Annotated in this window: 15 protein-coding genes; 5 read left to right on the forward strand and 10 right to left on the reverse strand. The window is 51.9% G+C overall.

Annotated elements, in window-relative coordinates:
• The 5 genes from IBX50_RS10585 to IBX50_RS10605 all read right to left on the reverse strand — a co-directional run.
• Nucleotides 1-516 (reverse strand): PhnD/SsuA/transferrin family substrate-binding protein (locus IBX50_RS10585; protein WP_292255710.1); only part of this gene is annotated, 516 nt, incomplete at its 3' end.
• Nucleotides 517-555: 39 nt separating this feature from the next.
• Nucleotides 556-1302, reverse strand: a complete 747-nt coding sequence (gene trmB, locus IBX50_RS10590) for a tRNA (guanosine(46)-N7)-methyltransferase TrmB (protein ID WP_292255711.1) — start codon at nucleotides 1300-1302, stop codon at nucleotides 556-558.
• On the reverse strand, nucleotides 1299-2081 hold the full coding sequence (locus IBX50_RS10595; RefSeq protein WP_366930709.1) for a thiazole synthase: 783 nt from the start codon (nucleotides 2079-2081) through the stop codon (nucleotides 1299-1301). The genes trmB and IBX50_RS10595 overlap by 4 nt, the downstream gene beginning before the upstream one ends.
• Before the next feature lie 62 nt (nucleotides 2082-2143).
• Nucleotides 2144-2344: a sulfur carrier protein ThiS gene (gene thiS, locus IBX50_RS10600; RefSeq protein WP_072325702.1), complete on the reverse strand. Its 201-nt coding sequence runs from the start codon at nucleotides 2342-2344 to the stop codon at nucleotides 2144-2146.
• Between the two features lie 37 nt (nucleotides 2345-2381).
• Nucleotides 2382-2801: a PaaI family thioesterase gene (locus tag IBX50_RS10605; RefSeq protein WP_292255714.1), complete on the reverse strand. Its 420-nt coding sequence runs from the start codon at nucleotides 2799-2801 to the stop codon at nucleotides 2382-2384.
• A 179-nt stretch (nucleotides 2802-2980) separates the two neighbouring features.
• Between IBX50_RS10605 and IBX50_RS10610 the strand changes: the two genes are divergently transcribed.
• The gene (locus IBX50_RS10610; protein WP_292255715.1) at nucleotides 2981-4726 is read left to right on the forward strand and encodes a Na/Pi cotransporter family protein; all 1746 of its coding nucleotides are present in this window, start codon (nucleotides 2981-2983) and stop codon (nucleotides 4724-4726) included.
• A gap of 117 nt (nucleotides 4727-4843) precedes the next feature.
• Here the strand turns inward: IBX50_RS10610 and IBX50_RS10615 are convergent, their stop codons facing one another.
• Nucleotides 4844-5434 (reverse strand): YfaZ family outer membrane protein, encoded by a 591-nt coding sequence (locus tag IBX50_RS10615; protein ID WP_292255717.1) that lies wholly within the window; start codon nucleotides 5432-5434, stop codon nucleotides 4844-4846.
• A 35-nt stretch (nucleotides 5435-5469) separates the two neighbouring features.
• Nucleotides 5470-6114, reverse strand: a complete 645-nt coding sequence (gene pyrE, locus IBX50_RS10620; RefSeq protein WP_292255719.1) for an orotate phosphoribosyltransferase — start codon at nucleotides 6112-6114, stop codon at nucleotides 5470-5472.
• A gap of 179 nt (nucleotides 6115-6293) precedes the next feature.
• Here pyrE and IBX50_RS10625 point away from each other — a divergent pair, with 179 nt between their 5' ends.
• Entirely contained in the window at nucleotides 6294-7049 is a 756-nt protein-coding gene (locus tag IBX50_RS10625) for an exodeoxyribonuclease III (protein WP_292255720.1), read from the forward strand.
• A 33-nt stretch (nucleotides 7050-7082) separates the two neighbouring features.
• Here the strand turns inward: IBX50_RS10625 and rph are convergent, their stop codons facing one another.
• On the reverse strand, nucleotides 7083-7802 hold the full coding sequence (gene rph / locus IBX50_RS10630; RefSeq protein WP_292255722.1) for a ribonuclease PH: 720 nt from the start codon (nucleotides 7800-7802) through the stop codon (nucleotides 7083-7085).
• Nucleotides 7803-7865: 63 nt separating this feature from the next.
• On the opposite strand from rph, the gene IBX50_RS10635 reads away from it, so the two are divergent.
• The 3 genes from IBX50_RS10635 (at nucleotide 7866) to IBX50_RS10645 (ending at nucleotide 10928) form a co-directional block, all read left to right on the forward strand.
• Nucleotides 7866-8729: a YicC/YloC family endoribonuclease gene (locus IBX50_RS10635; RefSeq protein WP_292255724.1), complete on the forward strand. Its 864-nt coding sequence runs from the start codon at nucleotides 7866-7868 to the stop codon at nucleotides 8727-8729.
• A 352-nt stretch (nucleotides 8730-9081) separates the two neighbouring features.
• Nucleotides 9082-10686, forward strand: a complete 1605-nt coding sequence (locus IBX50_RS10640; protein WP_292255725.1) for an AAA-like domain-containing protein — start codon at nucleotides 9082-9084, stop codon at nucleotides 10684-10686.
• A gap of 14 nt (nucleotides 10687-10700) precedes the next feature.
• A complete protein-coding gene (locus tag IBX50_RS10645) occupies nucleotides 10701-10928 on the forward strand; it encodes a hypothetical protein (RefSeq protein ID WP_292255727.1) in 228 nt (75 codons plus the stop codon).
• A 155-nt stretch (nucleotides 10929-11083) separates the two neighbouring features.
• On the opposite strand, the gene IBX50_RS10650 is transcribed toward IBX50_RS10645, so the two are convergent.
• Nucleotides 11084-11779 carry a SprT family zinc-dependent metalloprotease gene (locus IBX50_RS10650; RefSeq protein ID WP_292255729.1) on the reverse strand — a complete coding sequence of 232 codons (696 nt, stop codon included), beginning with the start codon at nucleotides 11777-11779 and terminating at the stop codon, nucleotides 11084-11086.
• The coding region (locus IBX50_RS10655; protein ID WP_292255730.1) for an HsdR family type I site-specific deoxyribonuclease at nucleotides 11776-15000 on the reverse strand (3225 nt) is incomplete at its 5' end. The genes IBX50_RS10650 and IBX50_RS10655, both read right to left, overlap by 4 nt.

Here is a 15000-nt window from a genome sequence, read left to right on the forward strand (position 1 = left end):
TTGCAGTAGCTCATACTGCTGCATCTGATAAGCCGCCAGCGAGGATTCAGACACAGCCGCCAGACGCTTACCTCGCAGGTCAGATAACTCTTGTAGATCGGTGCGATCAGCACGAGTGAAAATCACACCGGCAAATTGCCGTACATCCTGTCCTTCCAGTTGGTTGACTACCGTAGCCAGCGGTGAAGACAGGCCATAACGATAGGTGTAATAAACATAAAGAGATGGATTGGTGAAAAGAAAATCGATCGACTGATTTGCAACCACCTGCTCCATTTCCGCTAGGTTAAACACCTGAACTTCAAATTGAGTTGCCGGAATGCTCGCGCTCAGATAATCCGCCAGAGGTTGCCATTGTTGACGGGTTGCTTCTTTGTCCCAAAAGGCTGGCAGACCAAGGGTGACTGTCTGCTTAAGCTCGCTGGCAGGGGTAAAACAAGGCAAAGCAAACAGCAACAAACCAGACAGGAAGCCGAAGACTTTGTTTTTACGCTGGTGATTGCTGCTCGTTTGCATCGTTAGCTGCTCAACTTGTCTGAGAGTTCTTTAATTCTGCTAGCTGACCCTTCGGTAAATCAAGTCCCAGACACCATGCCCAAGGCGTTCGCCGCGTTGTTCAAACTTGGTGAGTGGGCGGCTTTCCGGGCGGGGTACAAAGTCTTCACCTTGTGCTGCGGTGTTCTGATAGCCGGGCGCAGCATTCATCACGTCGCGCATGTGTTCAGCATAGGCTTCCCAGTCGGTGGCTAGGTGAAAACGACCGCCGATTTTCAGTTTTCTGCGGATGGTTTCCACAAATGGCGGCTGCACAATGCGTCGTTTGTGGTGTTTCTTTTTCGGCCAGGGGTCAGGGAAAAACAGCTGGAACAGGTCGATGGATTCATCAGCAAAACACTGGTTCAGCACTTCCACCGCATCCGCACGATACACCCTTAAGTTATCCACACCCAGATCGCCTGCTTCACACAGGAGTTTGCCAACACCGGGCAGGTGAACTTCAATGCCTACAAAATCATGATCCGGCATGGACTGCAGTTGCTGCAATAAAGAGGCACCCATACCAAAACCGACTTCGACTACCAAGGGTGCGGTGCGACCAAAAACTTCGGTAGCATCAAATGCCCCGTCTTCCAAGGTGCGGCCATATCTGGGCAGAAAATCATCAATGCCACGTTGTTGCGCTGCAGTCATACGACCCTGACGCAGTACAAAACTGCGGATGCGTTTATCGTGGATGGCATCATCCGCACGGTCATGTTTGTTGCCGGTGGTGTCCGAGCTGCTGGGTGTTGTCTGACTCATGAATGGATCAGTCCTTCGAGTGGGGAGCTGGCGCTGGCGTAGGCTTTTTTCGGCATCCGACCAGCGAGGAAGGCTTCACGCCCGGCTTCAATGGCTTTTTTCATGGCACTGGCCATTAATACCGGATTACGGGCATGAGCAATGGCGGTGTTCATTAATACACCTTCACAACCCATTTCCATGGCAATGGCGGCATCAGATGCGGTGCCAACACCGGCATCCACCAGCACAGGCACCTTGGCATCTTCCATAATCAAGCGAATGTTATGCGGGTTAAGGATACCCAGCCCGGAGCCAATTAAAGAACCCAATGGCATGATGGCCACACAACCCATGGCTTCCAGTTCCTTGGCAGCAATGGGGTCATCACTGCAATACACCATCACCTCAAAACCTTCAGCAATCAGCTTTTCGGTGGCAATAAAGGTTTCACGCATGTTGGGGTAAAGGGTTTTCTGATCACCCAGCACTTCCAGCTTGACCAGATTGTGACCATCCAGCAGTTCACGAGCCAGCATACAGGTGCGCACTGCATCCTTGGCGTTATAACAACCGGCAGTATTGGGCAGGATGGTGTAACGATCCGGTGAAATCACATCCAGCAGATTGGGTTCATCCGGGTTCTGGCCGATGTTGGTGCGGCGCACCGCCACTGTAACGATCTCGGCACCGGAGGCTTCAATCGCCTCACGGGTTTCATTCATGTCCTTGTATTTGCCGGTGCCAACCAGCAGCCGTGAACTGAATTCACGCTGGCCGATTTTGAAGCTGTCTTTCAGGTTCATAAGGGTCTCTGTATGGGTCGCAACAACCTCAGGGGGCTGTTATCTGTTATTAGGATTCAGCCGCCACCGATGGCGTGCACAATTTCCACTTGATCCTCTGCTTGCAGCAGGGTGGTGGCGTGGCGGCTTTTTGGAATGATGTTTTCGTTAACCTCAACAGCCAGGCGTTTGCCGGTCAACTGCAATTGTTGCAGCAGATCCTCAATACTGGCCTGCTCAGGCAGGGCGTGGGGTTGCCCGTTCAAACGTATCTGCATGTCCACCTCCGGTCAGGAGTGACATTCTACCGGATTTTTAACGAGGGGGAACGGAGTAGGTCGCCACCACGTGAGCAACACTTTCTGCTTCCCCTTCGCTGTAGAGGTTCACTTCACCAATCACCAAGCGCTTGCCGAGCTTTAACAAGCTGGCTTTGGCCATGATGGCACGATCCGAGCGGGGTTTATTCAGGAAGTGAATAGTGAAGTCGGTGGTGACTGCCAGGGCCACCGGGCCAATTTTTGACAGGATGGCGACATACAAGGCAACATCCGCCAGCGTCATCAGCGTGGGGCCGGAAACCGTACCACCGGGGCGCAGGTGGCTGTCATTTATTGGCTGGCGCAACAGACTGTGGTGTTCTTCCACCTCGCAGACCTCACCCACATACTGGGGAAACTCTCGCTGCAAAAATTCGATCATCTCTTCGCGGGTCATTTTTAATGTGGTGGTCATCTGCTTTGCCTCTTTGTTCGGGAATAAAAAATTATGCAGCAGTTACAGGGTGTTGTATGCCTATCGGAGCTTTTGTTTGTGACGCAGGTGTATATGTGACAGGAAAGTTACGACTATAATAGCGCCAGTAAAAAAAATGTCATTATTCTGTAATAACCGACAACACAAAGTGGTGATTCATGACTTATTCGCTGTTTGATTTTCTTCAGCTCATTGGTGCACTGGGGATATTCATCTTCGGCATGAAAATTTTCAGTGAGGGTCTGCAGAAGATTGCTGGCAACCGCATGAAAAGTATTCTCGGCGGTATGACTCGCAACCGCTTGACCGGGGTTATTACAGGTTTTGGTGCCACTGCCGTCACTCAGTCATCCACCACCACCACGGTGATGGCGGTCAGTTTTGTGAATGCTGGCCTGCTGACTTTTGTGCAGTCTACCGGGGTTATTATGGGTGCCAACATCGGCACCACCATCACCGCCTGGCTGGTAGCCTTGTTTGGTTTTAAATTTCAGATCACCCCGATTGCCCTGGCGGTGATTGGTATATTCTTTGCATTTCTTTTTTCCAAAAATGCCCGCTGGCGCAACATTGCTGAAGCCATGGTGGGTTTTGGTATCCTGTTTATCGGTCTGGAGTTCATCAAGGGCTCGGTGCCGGAAATCAGCAGCAACCCGGCAATGCTCGCCTTTTTGGATAGTTTTACCGATTATGGCTACCTATCGCTGATCTTCTTTATTTTTGTTGGCACTCTGCTGACGCTGCTGACTCAGTCTTCTTCAGCTGCCACGGCCATCACACTGGTGATGCTGTTTGAAGGCTGGGTATCCTTCCCAGTTGCCGCCGCCATGATTCTAGGTGAAAACATCGGCACTACGGTGACCGCCAATATTGCCGCACTGGTGGGTAATGTTCATGCCAAACGAGCCGCACGTTTCCACTTCTTCTTTAACATCATCGGGGTGACCTGGATGATGATCATCATCTACCCGATGTTGAACCTACTGGATTCAGTGGTGCAGCTAGCCACCGAAATGCCCGTCTCGGTGATGAGTGATGACCCAGATGCGCGTGCCAATGCCACGCTGGCTTTATCCTTGTTCCATACCACCTTTAACGTGCTGAACGTGGTGCTGCTGTTTGCTTTTGTGCCATGGATTGTGCGTTTTGTGGAATACATTCAGCCTGATCGCGGCGGCCAGGACGAAGAATTCCATCTGCGACACATCAGTTCTGGGCTGATGACTTCACCGCTGATTTCAGTAGAGCAGGCACAGAAGGAGATTCAGCAGTTTGCTGGTATTGTTGAAAAGATGCATGTCAGTGTCAGTAAATTGTTGTTTGATCCTGAGGCTGATCGTGAAAAACTCAGCAAGAAGATTCACCAGTATGAAAAAGCCACTGATCTGCTGGAGATCGAGATTTCTGATTATCTGGTACGGATTAGTGAGCGTAGCAACCTTGAGCACGCATTAACTGGGCGTATCCGCAACATGCAGACCATGATTAATGATCTGGAACGAATTGCGGATATCTATCACCAAATCGCCAAGCTATCTGGTCGCCTGCATGAATCCAAGTCCAGTTGGCCGGATAAAGCTTATGACGAAATTCGGGTGATGATGGAGGCTTTGCATCAGGCCATCAACAACATGGTGTTAAACGTGGCGCGTGAACCGCATGAAATTAAGCTGGAAGAAGCCATTGCCATGGAAAAGCAGGTCAACAAACTGCGCAACCAGTTCCGTGAGAGCCACTATTCCCGACTAGAAAACGGTAACTACTCACCCCGTGCCGGTGTAGTGTTTATTGATGCACTAAATCGACTGGAGCGAATTGGAGATCACGTTATCAATGTCAATGAGTTTGCATCCGGTCACAGGTTAAAAGACAAACGCGGCACCAGCAATAAACATCCTCTTTAATCTTCTCAGGGCTGGCAGGAGGCAAGGGAGTATGGGCGAAGGCAGTGCTGGCGCGGTTAACTTAATCGTTTTCAGCACCTGAGTCATAAGACGCAGGTGCTGTTTAACTGTCTTGAATCAGAAGTTGAGGCGGAAACCAAGGTGCATGCCTTTTTCTAGGGCATCATCAAAACCCTTGTCACTTTTCAGGCGCAGATGACGATACCCCAGAAAAATATCTGTGTTCTGGATTGCACGATAAGCCACTCTGGCACCCAGCTCATACACCTTTTCAGTATTGCTGAAACTGGTTACAGGAGGCGCATACCAGCCATAACCACCCATGGATACCCGTTGCGCACCTGGCAGCACATGATAGAACAAACCACCAAAAGCCATGGCAGCACCATAGTCAGTGCTGGGTGCGTCAATTAAATACAGGCGACCACCTATAGCTGCTCGGTAGGTACGGCCATCTGTCTCTACACCTTGTAGACCGAGTGTTCCTACCAAAGCTGAATTAGAATACTCTTCTGTATAGAGAAGGCTCGCGTTAGTGTGCAGGTTACTGGTGCCGACCATTGGACGGTCGTATTCAACCTGCAGCGTGTTGTTGTTCATGTTGGCTTCCAGCGAGCCGGGTGCAAAGGAAAAAGCACTTACCTGGGTCGCTGAAAAAGCCAGCAGCAGTGCGGCAGCCAGAGAAGTGTGCAAGGTTTTGGTCAACATCTGAGACCTCCTGGAAAGTTGAAAAACAAATAAATTCAGACGCCGTAAGCCGTGCGATAGGCTTCAATGGCTTCTGCATGTTGGGTTAATTGTGGCTGTGTACGAACAAACTCCAGCACCTGATCCAGTGCAATAATGCTGACGACCGGGATGCCCAGATCCTGTTCCACTTCCTGTATGGCCGAGCGTTCACTCTGACCCCGCTCCTGACGGTTCAGAGCAATCACCACACCGGCAACCTTGCCGCCGGCAGACTCAATTAATGGTAGTACTTCACGGATAGCCGTACCGGCAGTGATTACATCATCAATAATCAGCACCCGTTTACCTTTTAAATCAGCACCAACCAGCTGGCCACCTTCTCCATGGTTTTTAACTTCCTTGCGGTTAAAGGCAAAGGGTGTGGGTTGATCAAAATGTTCAGCCAACATACTGGCAGTGGCTGACCCAAGTGGAATGCCTTTGTATGCAGGGCCAAACAGCACATCAAATTGAATGTCTGCACGGCTGATGGCTTCAGCGTAGCTTTTGCCAAGCTCCACCAGCGCCTCTCCTGAATTAAATAGTCCAGCATTAAAAAAATAGGGGCTGACACGACCGGATTTTAAGGTGAACTCACCAAAACGAAGCACTTGTTGTTGCAGTGCAAAGGAAATAAAGTTTTTTTGATAATCTAACATGGCTGGCTTGAGTCTTTGTGCAGTCAATGGTTAAGTGCGATTGTGCATCAGACAGGGATTGCGGCAAAATGACTCATATGCGCGACTGACAAGAACAGCAATTCCCCAAAGGTCTGAAGGTCAGGTATCATACACCCAAATAAAATGAGTAACCACGCAGGAATGGGAACAACGCACGCATGAAAGTGATCAGCCTGAATGTTGGCGGAATTAAAAAAGCGATTGAAAGGGGTTTCCTGGACTGGTTAAAGGATCAGGATGCCGATGTTGTCTGTGTCCAGGACGTGCGAACCAAAAGCTGGAGGCTCGGTGATGCCATCGAGCGACCCGACGGTTGGGAAGGTTACTTCTTTGATGCCGAGCAAGATGAATATGCCGGAACCGGGATTTATTGCCGCAAGATGCCCAAAGCAGTGATGACCGGGATAGGTTTTGAGCTGGCAGATCGGGAAGGCCGTTTTATGCAGGCCGACTTTGATAATGTCAGTGTTGCCAGCTTTCTGATGCCATCCGGTAGCAATCCCGCAGAAAAGAAGCTGTTTATGGAACAGTTTCTGGAATTTCTGACCAAGCTACGCCGTAAGCGTCGTGAGTTCATCATCTGCGGCACTTGGAATATCGCCCATAAAACCCTGGATCTGGCTAACTGGCAAGATAATCAGCTCAGTATCGGCTTCCGTCCGGAAGAACGCGCTTGGATGGATCAAGTATTTGGCCCGCTGGGATTCATTGATGCCTTCCGTGAAGTCAACCATGACAGTGACCAGTTCACCTTCTGGCCGAATGCGGCACAACCACGGGTACGTCAGGAAGGCTGGCGCCTGGATTATCAGGTAGTTGGCCCCAATCTGCGCAAGAACATCAAGCGTGCCTGGATTGATCCGACCGTGAGTTTTTCAGACCACGCCCCGGTTTTTATTGAGTACGACCTTTAAATTAACCAGCCGGACGTTTCCGGCTGGTTGGTTTCAGATGGTCATCAGGGCTTTTTTCTGCAGCTCCATCAACTCCTGGCAACCCTTTTCTGCCAGATCCATCATGGCATTCATCTCTGCGCGGGTAAAAGCCTTACCTTCAGCGGTTCCCTGCACCTCAATAAACTGGCCGTCTTCAGTCATCACCACGTTCATATCGGTTTCACAGCCGGAATCTTCCGGATAATCCAGATCCAGCACCGCTTCACCCTTGTAGATGCCCACAGAAACCGAGGAAATGTACTGCACAAAGGGATCGGTTTTGATTTTTTTATCCAGCTGTAATGAACGCAGGGCATCCACCAGTGCCACACAGGCACCGGTAATGGATGCGGTGCGGGTGCCACCATCCGCCTGAATCACGTCACAATCCAGTGTAATCGTGAACTCACCGAGCTTTTTAAGATCCACCGCAGCACGTAAAGAGCGGCCGATCAGGCGCTGGATTTCCAGCGTGCGTCCACCTTGTTTGCCGCGCGTGGCTTCACGGGCATTGCGTGAATGCGTGGCGCGGGGCAACATGCCGTACTCAGCGGTGATCCAACCCTGTCCTTTACCTTGCAGCCAGCGAGGTACACCCTTTTCGACAGTGGCGGTACATATCACCTGAGTATTGCCGAAACAAACCAGTACAGACCCTTCGGCGTGACTGGTAAAATGACGGATGATTTTTACTTCTCGTGCCTGATCCGCTGCTCTGCCGCTTGGACGCATGAATAAATTCCTGAAGCCTGTTGATAAATAGGCTGCCTAGTATACACGCTGAAAGGACAACCCATGACCGCCAGCATGACCGCTTTTGCCCGCCGTGAAACTCACCAGCCCTGGGGTAGCCTCAGCTGGGAAATTCGCTCCGTTAACCAGCGTTATCTGGAGCCGTCTTTTCGGCTGCCGGACAGTCTGCGTGATCTGGAGCCGGTGCTGCGCAATGAGCTGCGCCAGAAGCTGGCACGCGGCAAACTCGATCTCACCCTCAGGTTTTATCCCACCAATGAAAACAGCCAGCTGCAAATCAACACAGCTCTGCTGGATCAGGTGATCGAAGCAACAGAGCAGATCTATGCCAGAAAACCCACCGCCGCCGCACTCGACCCCCTGCAGCTTTTACAGTGGCCGGGAGTGATGCAAACCGCCCAGATTGATGAAGAACGGATCAAGGCCGAAGCGCTGGCGTTATTTGCTCTGGCTCTGGATGACCTGCAAGCCCACCGCAACAGAGAAGGTGAGGCACTGAATCAACTGATCGAAGAACGCTTGCAACAAATCACCGAACACCTGAGCAGTGCACAAAACCACCTGCCACAGGCACTGGCGTTATGGCGTAGCAACCTGCTGGAGCGTGCACAAAAACTGCAGGTTGATATGGATTCTGCCCGGTTGGAACAGGAAGTAGTGTTATTGGCGCAGAAGCAGGATGTAGCAGAAGAGCTGGATCGGCTGACGACCCACGTTAAAGAAGTGCGCCGAGCACTCAGCAGCAAAGGCCCGATTGGTCGACGCCTGGATTTTTTAATGCAGGAAATGAACCGCGAAGCCAACACCCTCGGCTCCAAGGCCATGAGCATGGACATGACCCAAGTTTCAGTGGATCTGAAAGTCCTGATCGAACAGATGCGTGAACAGATACAGAATATTGAATAACTCTGGGTCTTATGTGTCATCACGCAGTACGCCACACAGGTTCCAGAGTTTTGAACGTTATTGTTGTTGGTGATGGGTGTTTCTTTCTGAGGGTGCCAACTCATCTTTATATTCTCCAGCTTTTTCGACATGAGTTGAGTATAGGTTGATTACATCGACATGTTTAGGTTTCATATTCGAATTATCGTGTTTTTTATGCGTTTAGCGCAATGCGTTCGGCCTCTGCACGTGGGTTTGCCATCACGGCTCCACAGACGACAAAAGTAGCCCTGCAAACGCTTCTGGCAGGCTTTATGCTAACCTAGATCATCCTTCCTTCGAATTCAGTCAACCCAATACAAGCGAACGCGCCATGAAGCGATTTTTTAACAATGCCGGCCCTATCAAGCCGGAGCTGCATTACCACCTCGACCCCTTGCAACGCCTGGACTGGGAAGAAATTCATCAGCTGATCCATGAGCAACGCTATTTTGTGCTTCATGCCCCTCGGCAAACCGGTAAAACCTCCACTCTGTTGGCAATTATGAAGGAGCTGAACGCAGGCAGCGACTACGCTTGTGCCTATGCCAATATCGAAGGCGCACAGGCGGCACGCGGCGATGAAACCCAAGGCATACCGGCGGCTTGTGATGCGATAGTGGCCTCCATCCAGCGCTATTTGGATCATCAAGATATGACCGGCTGGTATCACCAGCACAAAAAGGATGCCAGCCCCCAGAATTTGCTGACCAGTGTACTGGAGTACTGGGCTAAAGAGTCCAACAAACCCACGGTGCTGCTGCTGGATGAAGTCGATGCCTTGGTGGGCGACACCCTGATCTCCCTGCTGCGCCAGATCCGCGCCGGTTATGCCCAGCGTCCGGAGTTTTTTCCTCAGGCGATTATTCTGTGTGGCGTGCGGGATGTGCGCGATTACCGGATGCATCAGCCCGGGCAGGAGGTGATTACCGGTGGCAGCGCCTTTAACATCAAGGCCAAGTCATTACGCATGGGCAACTTTACCGAACAGGAAACTCGCGCCCTCTGGTTGCAACACACCCAAGCCACTGGGCAGGCTTTTGAAGACAACATTTTTCCTGAACTCTGGGAAGACAGCCGTGGCCAGCCCTGGCTGGTGAATGCTTTAGGTTATGAAGTCACCTGGGAGAACCGCGAGGCGCGGGATCGAACCCGTCCAATTTCGTTAGTGGATTACCAGCAGGCACGGGAGCGCTTGATCTATTCCCGTGCCACCCATCTGGATCAGCTCACCGATAAACTCAAAGAACCTCGGGTGCATAGGGTCATTAGCGCCCTGCTCAGTGGTGAGGAAGACGAGCAGATCAATCAGATTTCTGTCGATGATATCCAGTATGTCGAAGATCTGGGGCTGATTACTGCTCGCCCTTCGGTCAAAATCAGCAACCGTATTTATCAGGAAGTGATTCCCAGAGAACTCACCTGGCCTGCACAGGTGATGATCGCCAACCAAGAACAAACTTGGTATATCAACCCGGATCACAGCCTGAATATGCACAAGCTGCTGCAAGCCTTTCAGCAATTTTTCCGCGAACACGCCGATAGCTGGTGCGAAGGTCTGGATTACAAGGAAGCGGGGCCACAGCTTTTAATGCAAGCCTTTCTTCAGCGCATCATCAACGGCGGCGGAAGAATCAGTCGTGAATACGGCCTGGGCCGCAAGCGCACTGACCTGTTGATCGAATGGCCGCTTGACCCGGAGCAAGGCATGTACGGCCCCTTGCAACGGGTGGTGATTGAACTGAAAATCCAGCGCGGTGGCGTCGACACCCTGATTAAAAACAGCCTGCCGCAGGTGGTGGATTACCAGCAGCAGGTGGGTGCTGAAGAAGCCCATCTGGTCATCTTCAACCGCAAAAAAGGCATCAGCTGGAACAAAAAAATCTGGCATAAGCAAGCCACCCACCAAGGGCAGACAATCTTGGTTTGGGGTGCTTGAAGCAGAGTAGGGCAATGGCCTTAAAGCATAAAAAAGACTGGCGGGAATCGCAGACTGAAGTGTTAACCACCACGGATGGTGACTCTCTTACTTACCTGCCGGATCTGCAGTCTTTCCAATGGGATGGACGTCATTATGATTTCAGCGAAGTGACGGCTTTTCAGAAAGATCTCAGTGTTCAGAGCAGCTATTATGTGATTCATAATCGCTACATCTTCCTACGCATTCAGTCACCTCGTTAAAGCATGGTAGCTATCCGCACCCAGCACCAGTAAACCTGTATCCTGCTCGGTTACATTCTTGATGACCAGCACAGAGCGGCTCAGAGCTGCTTTAAGATCCAGCTAGGCAGGTGGCGGAAAAACTTGAGATTTTGCAGGCCAGGGTATGAACCCTGCTACAGCCCCTCCACATCCATTCCGTGTTCTGCTAACCACTGCTTGCGCTCTTCATAGTCCGGCATGGCTCGTTCAAGGCGCAGCCAGAATTCGGCGGAGTGATTGGGTTCGTGTAAATGCACTAATTCGTGAACGACAACATACTCGGCAATGCGGGCTGGCAGCAGAATCGTTTTCCAGTGAAAGTAGAGCCTGTTGCCCTTACCACAGGAGCCCCAGCGGTAGCCAAGCTCTTGCACTTGTAACCCAGCAGGATTTACTTCCAGACGGTTGGCAAAGTCCTGTGCACGCTGCCATAACCAGGCTTTTCCTCGTTGACTGTACCAGCGAATAAAGTGCTGGCGCGCTTCTGGCTGGGCATCGCGAAGCAGGTGAAAACGCCCATTAATCAATTTCAGCGGCGCATCCTGTTTGCCTTCGACCAGATGCAGGCGGTGATGACGCCCCAGGTAAAGAAAGCCTTCGCCCTGCACAAACTGTTTATGGCGAATCGTCTTCTGCATCAAGGCTTTTTCAGCCAGTTTTTTATAGATCCAGGGCTGTTTGCTGCGTACAAAGGCTTCCAGCAGCTCTGAGCCAATGCCAGGTGGAACAGTCAGACAAAGAGAGCTATCTCGCTCCACTGTGAGTTGCAATGATTTACGGCGGGCACTTTCGCGCACGGGAATGATTAAATCATCAACCGTAAGGATCATTCCTGCTCCAGCTTATAGCTATTGGCTTTGGCCAGTTCCCGCAGTTTATCCACCAGCGGCAGTACATCATTAAAGTCCAGCAGGTCACTGTCCACGATGCGCTCAAACAAGGCCTGTTCCAGTGCTTCCTGCATGGGGCGGCGGTGAGGTTGCCAGAAGCTGGTCGTTTTGACTTCCTGGGTAATGTATTCCACCAGGCTTTCGGTGAGGGTGATCAAGTCGGCTTCGACAGCCATATCCGGCTGGGCATCGCCACATTTGGCCGCACGCAACATACGGTAGAAAGGCAGGTAGTGTTGAGGCACCTCGGGCAGGCCAGCTTCATGCTGATTGCTGCCACTTTTGACCTCGTCGATAATGGTTTGCAGGGCAGTAACCAGCTCATCCCACTGGCCTTCGAGACCTTCCAGAATTTCCTTTAAGCGTTCGCTGAGTTTGCCGTAGTAAACCGGGTCTTCATCCAGTTTTTGCTGCACATGGCTGCGAATGGCGTGCTCCATTTCTGAGGCCACGGCTTTCCTGGCTTTTTCCGGGTCTGCGTTATAACTGCCGGCTTGTTCGCGCACCTGATCCAGTTGCTGTCTAAAGTTGGCATCGGTGAGATTGACCGGGGCAATTTTAGGGTTGATACCCAGTGAAATCACATGGTCATCAATCAGCTTGCGCACCTTTGCACCCACATCCTTACCCAGTATTGGCGCATCTCGATAGCGCCGTCGAGCAGCGGCGTAGATCATCGCCAATTGCTTGGCATCCTGGGTAAAAGGCAAGGCTTCCGGGCGGGGCAATACCAGATCCAGGCTTTCCATAAAGGCTTTTACTTTGACATTAAACTCCTGGCGAAGGCGCTCACTGTTCAGCGCCTGCACACAGCTTTCAATATCCTTCAGGTCTTCAATGCCCCGAGAGCGCAGTACATCCACGGCACGCAGGTGGCGATCTCGCAAAGCCGGAATTTCATCTTTCAAGCTGCGCAGTGCACCCTCAACGTCCTCCTCGCTGTAAGCAGCCAGAGCAGACTTAAGATGGTTTGCGACGCCATAATAATCCACCACGATGCCCGCTTTCTTACCGAATCCGGTGCGGTTCACGCGGGCGATGGTCTGCAACAGCTCTGCTTCACGGATGGAGCGATCCAGATACATCACGCCTTCAATCGGGGCATCAAAGCCGGTCAGCAGCATGGATTTAACAATCAAAAACGCCAGCGGGTCACTCTTGTCTTTTCCTCCGTCCTCTTTGGGCAGCAGGGGTTTTTTGAAACGCTCAATCTGTTTGTCCTGAGTGGCGCGGTCGGTATGCTCTGCCCAGTCACTGCCATCGTTATTATCACCGGAGATAATGGTGGCAAATTCAATGCGAGTGATCAGTTCACGGTAGCGCCAGGCTTGCACCAGTGCCTGCATTTTGCTGGATTTGCGGCACAAGGCTTCATCATCCATGCCTTTGATCTCTGGGCTGAGGTAAGCGGCTTCACTCAGCAGATCATCCCGCGCTTTTTCAAAAGCTTCTTTATAACGCACTGCGGCCAAACGGCTGTAAGCCACCACCTGTGCCTTGAAGCCATTCGGCAGTATGTAGGTTACATAATGGCGCAGCATATCCCGCGCCTTTTCTTCAATGAGCCTGGGGGCTTCCAGCACATTACCCTTGGTGGCGTATTTCTTTTTGATTGCCTCAAGCTCTTCTTCGCTTTGTCCTGCAAAAAAGTCTTCAAAGAGTTCATCCAGACTGCTGCCATCCTTGACTGCGCCCTGTACCGTGCGCCCCTCATAAAGAACCGGCACGGTGGCACCATCGGCTTCTGCCTCGCGGATGGTGTACTTGTCGATAAATTCACCAAAGATTTCATGGGTGCGTTTTTTGTTGCCCATGATAATCGGTGTGCCAGTAAAGCCGATGCGGGCGCAGTTGGGTAGGCCAGCCAGCAGGTTAGCGTGCAGGCTAGCGCCTTGGGTACGGTGAGCTTCATCCACCATCACCAAAATATCTTCACTGGTGTTCAACTGCTCATAGTCACCCAGTTTGCTGGCTTCATCGCGGTATTTTTGAATCATGGCAAACACCAGCCCTGGGCCATCCTGTCGCAGGATGTTTTTCAGCGCCTTACTATTTTTGGCCACTTGCACCGTTTCACCGCTCAGGGTTGCGGTAGCAGAAAGCTGTTTTTGCAGGTCGTTACGGTCGGTCACCACCACCACTTTAAAGCGTCGCAGAGCGGGATCGGTACGCAGGCGACGCAAAGCGAACACCATGGTCAGGCTTTTGCCGGAGCCCTGGGTGTGCCAGACAATCCCGCCACGGCGGTCGTGCTCGCCATCCTGCTTGCGGGTTTTGCCGTGTTTTAAACGATGAAGGGTTTTAACCACGCCACGATACTGCTGGTAGCGACACACCAGTTTGATGGTCTGGCCGCTGTCGGTCATAAACAGAGTGAAATGACGCACGATATCCAGCAGGTTGGCTTGATCCAGCATACCTGCCACAGTGCGCTGCTGGGGTGAGAGGCTTTTTACGCCCAGAGCTTCGGCCACTTGAGCTTCGGTACGCTGAGGATTGTTGATACTTGCCACGGTTTTCCATGGCAGATAGTGGCCGCTGCCCGCTCCCAGAGTGCCGACCAGGCAAGCATCAAAGCAGGTGGCCAGCATCAACTGGTTAGTATTGAACAGTGCAGGCACACCTTCGTTATCGCTGACCTCACCCTGGGCAAAGCGCTGATTGGAATAGCGGCGCAGTTGGTCAATGGCTTCGGTCACTGGTGCCGAGCTGGCTGTGGGGCTTTTGCATTCAATCACCACCAGCGGAATGCCGTTAACCAGCAACACCAGATCAGGGATGACATGCTGCTTAACGCTATCGTGCCCCGGTGGGCATTGCACCTTGAACTGGTTGATCACGGTAAACTGGTTATTAGTCGGGTTTTCCCAGTCGATGTAATGAATCGTGCGTGAGCGCCCGCCATCCCAATCCACCAGGCCGTCCACCACAAAGCCCGCAGTCAGCAGTTCCGTGGCGATCTGATTGGCTTCCATCAAGCCCGGTGCGTCAATGCGCGTCAGGGCGGAAACGGCACTGTTGATACGCTCATCATCCAGCCACTCGGCTGTGTCACCCTTGTCCAGAAGGCGGGTGTTGATCCGCTTCAGCTGAGACCGCAATACATCGGTTTGCAGTACCTCGGCAAAGCTATTGCGGCCAGTGGCCTGGGGATCATCCAA

The organism is Marinospirillum sp., from assembly GCF_014859565.1.

Excerpts from the sequence above, each read along its gene's own strand:
- trmB (WP_292255711.1), bottom strand. The coding sequence starts at position 1,302 with ATGAGTCAGACAACACCCAGCAGCTCGGACACCACCGGCAACAAACAT.
- thiS (WP_072325702.1), bottom strand. The coding sequence starts at position 2,344 with ATGCAGATACGTTTGAACGGGCAACCCCACGCCCTGCCTGAGCAGGCC.
- IBX50_RS10605 (WP_292255714.1), bottom strand. The coding sequence starts at position 2,801 with ATGACCACCACATTAAAAATGACCCGCGAAGAGATGATCGAATTTTTG.
- IBX50_RS10610 (WP_292255715.1), top strand. The coding sequence starts at position 2,981 with ATGACTTATTCGCTGTTTGATTTTCTTCAGCTCATTGGTGCACTGGGG.
- IBX50_RS10615 (WP_292255717.1), bottom strand. The coding sequence starts at position 5,434 with ATGTTGACCAAAACCTTGCACACTTCTCTGGCTGCCGCACTGCTGCTG.
- pyrE (WP_292255719.1), bottom strand. The coding sequence starts at position 6,114 with ATGTTAGATTATCAAAAAAACTTTATTTCCTTTGCACTGCAACAACAA.
- IBX50_RS10625 (WP_292255720.1), top strand. The coding sequence starts at position 6,294 with ATGAAAGTGATCAGCCTGAATGTTGGCGGAATTAAAAAAGCGATTGAA.
- rph (WP_292255722.1), bottom strand. The coding sequence starts at position 7,802 with ATGCGTCCAAGCGGCAGAGCAGCGGATCAGGCACGAGAAGTAAAAATC.
- IBX50_RS10635 (WP_292255724.1), top strand. The coding sequence starts at position 7,866 with ATGACCGCCAGCATGACCGCTTTTGCCCGCCGTGAAACTCACCAGCCC.
- IBX50_RS10640 (WP_292255725.1), top strand. The coding sequence starts at position 9,082 with ATGAAGCGATTTTTTAACAATGCCGGCCCTATCAAGCCGGAGCTGCAT.
- IBX50_RS10645 (WP_292255727.1), top strand. The coding sequence starts at position 10,701 with ATGGCCTTAAAGCATAAAAAAGACTGGCGGGAATCGCAGACTGAAGTG.
- IBX50_RS10650 (WP_292255729.1), bottom strand. The coding sequence starts at position 11,779 with ATGATCCTTACGGTTGATGATTTAATCATTCCCGTGCGCGAAAGTGCC.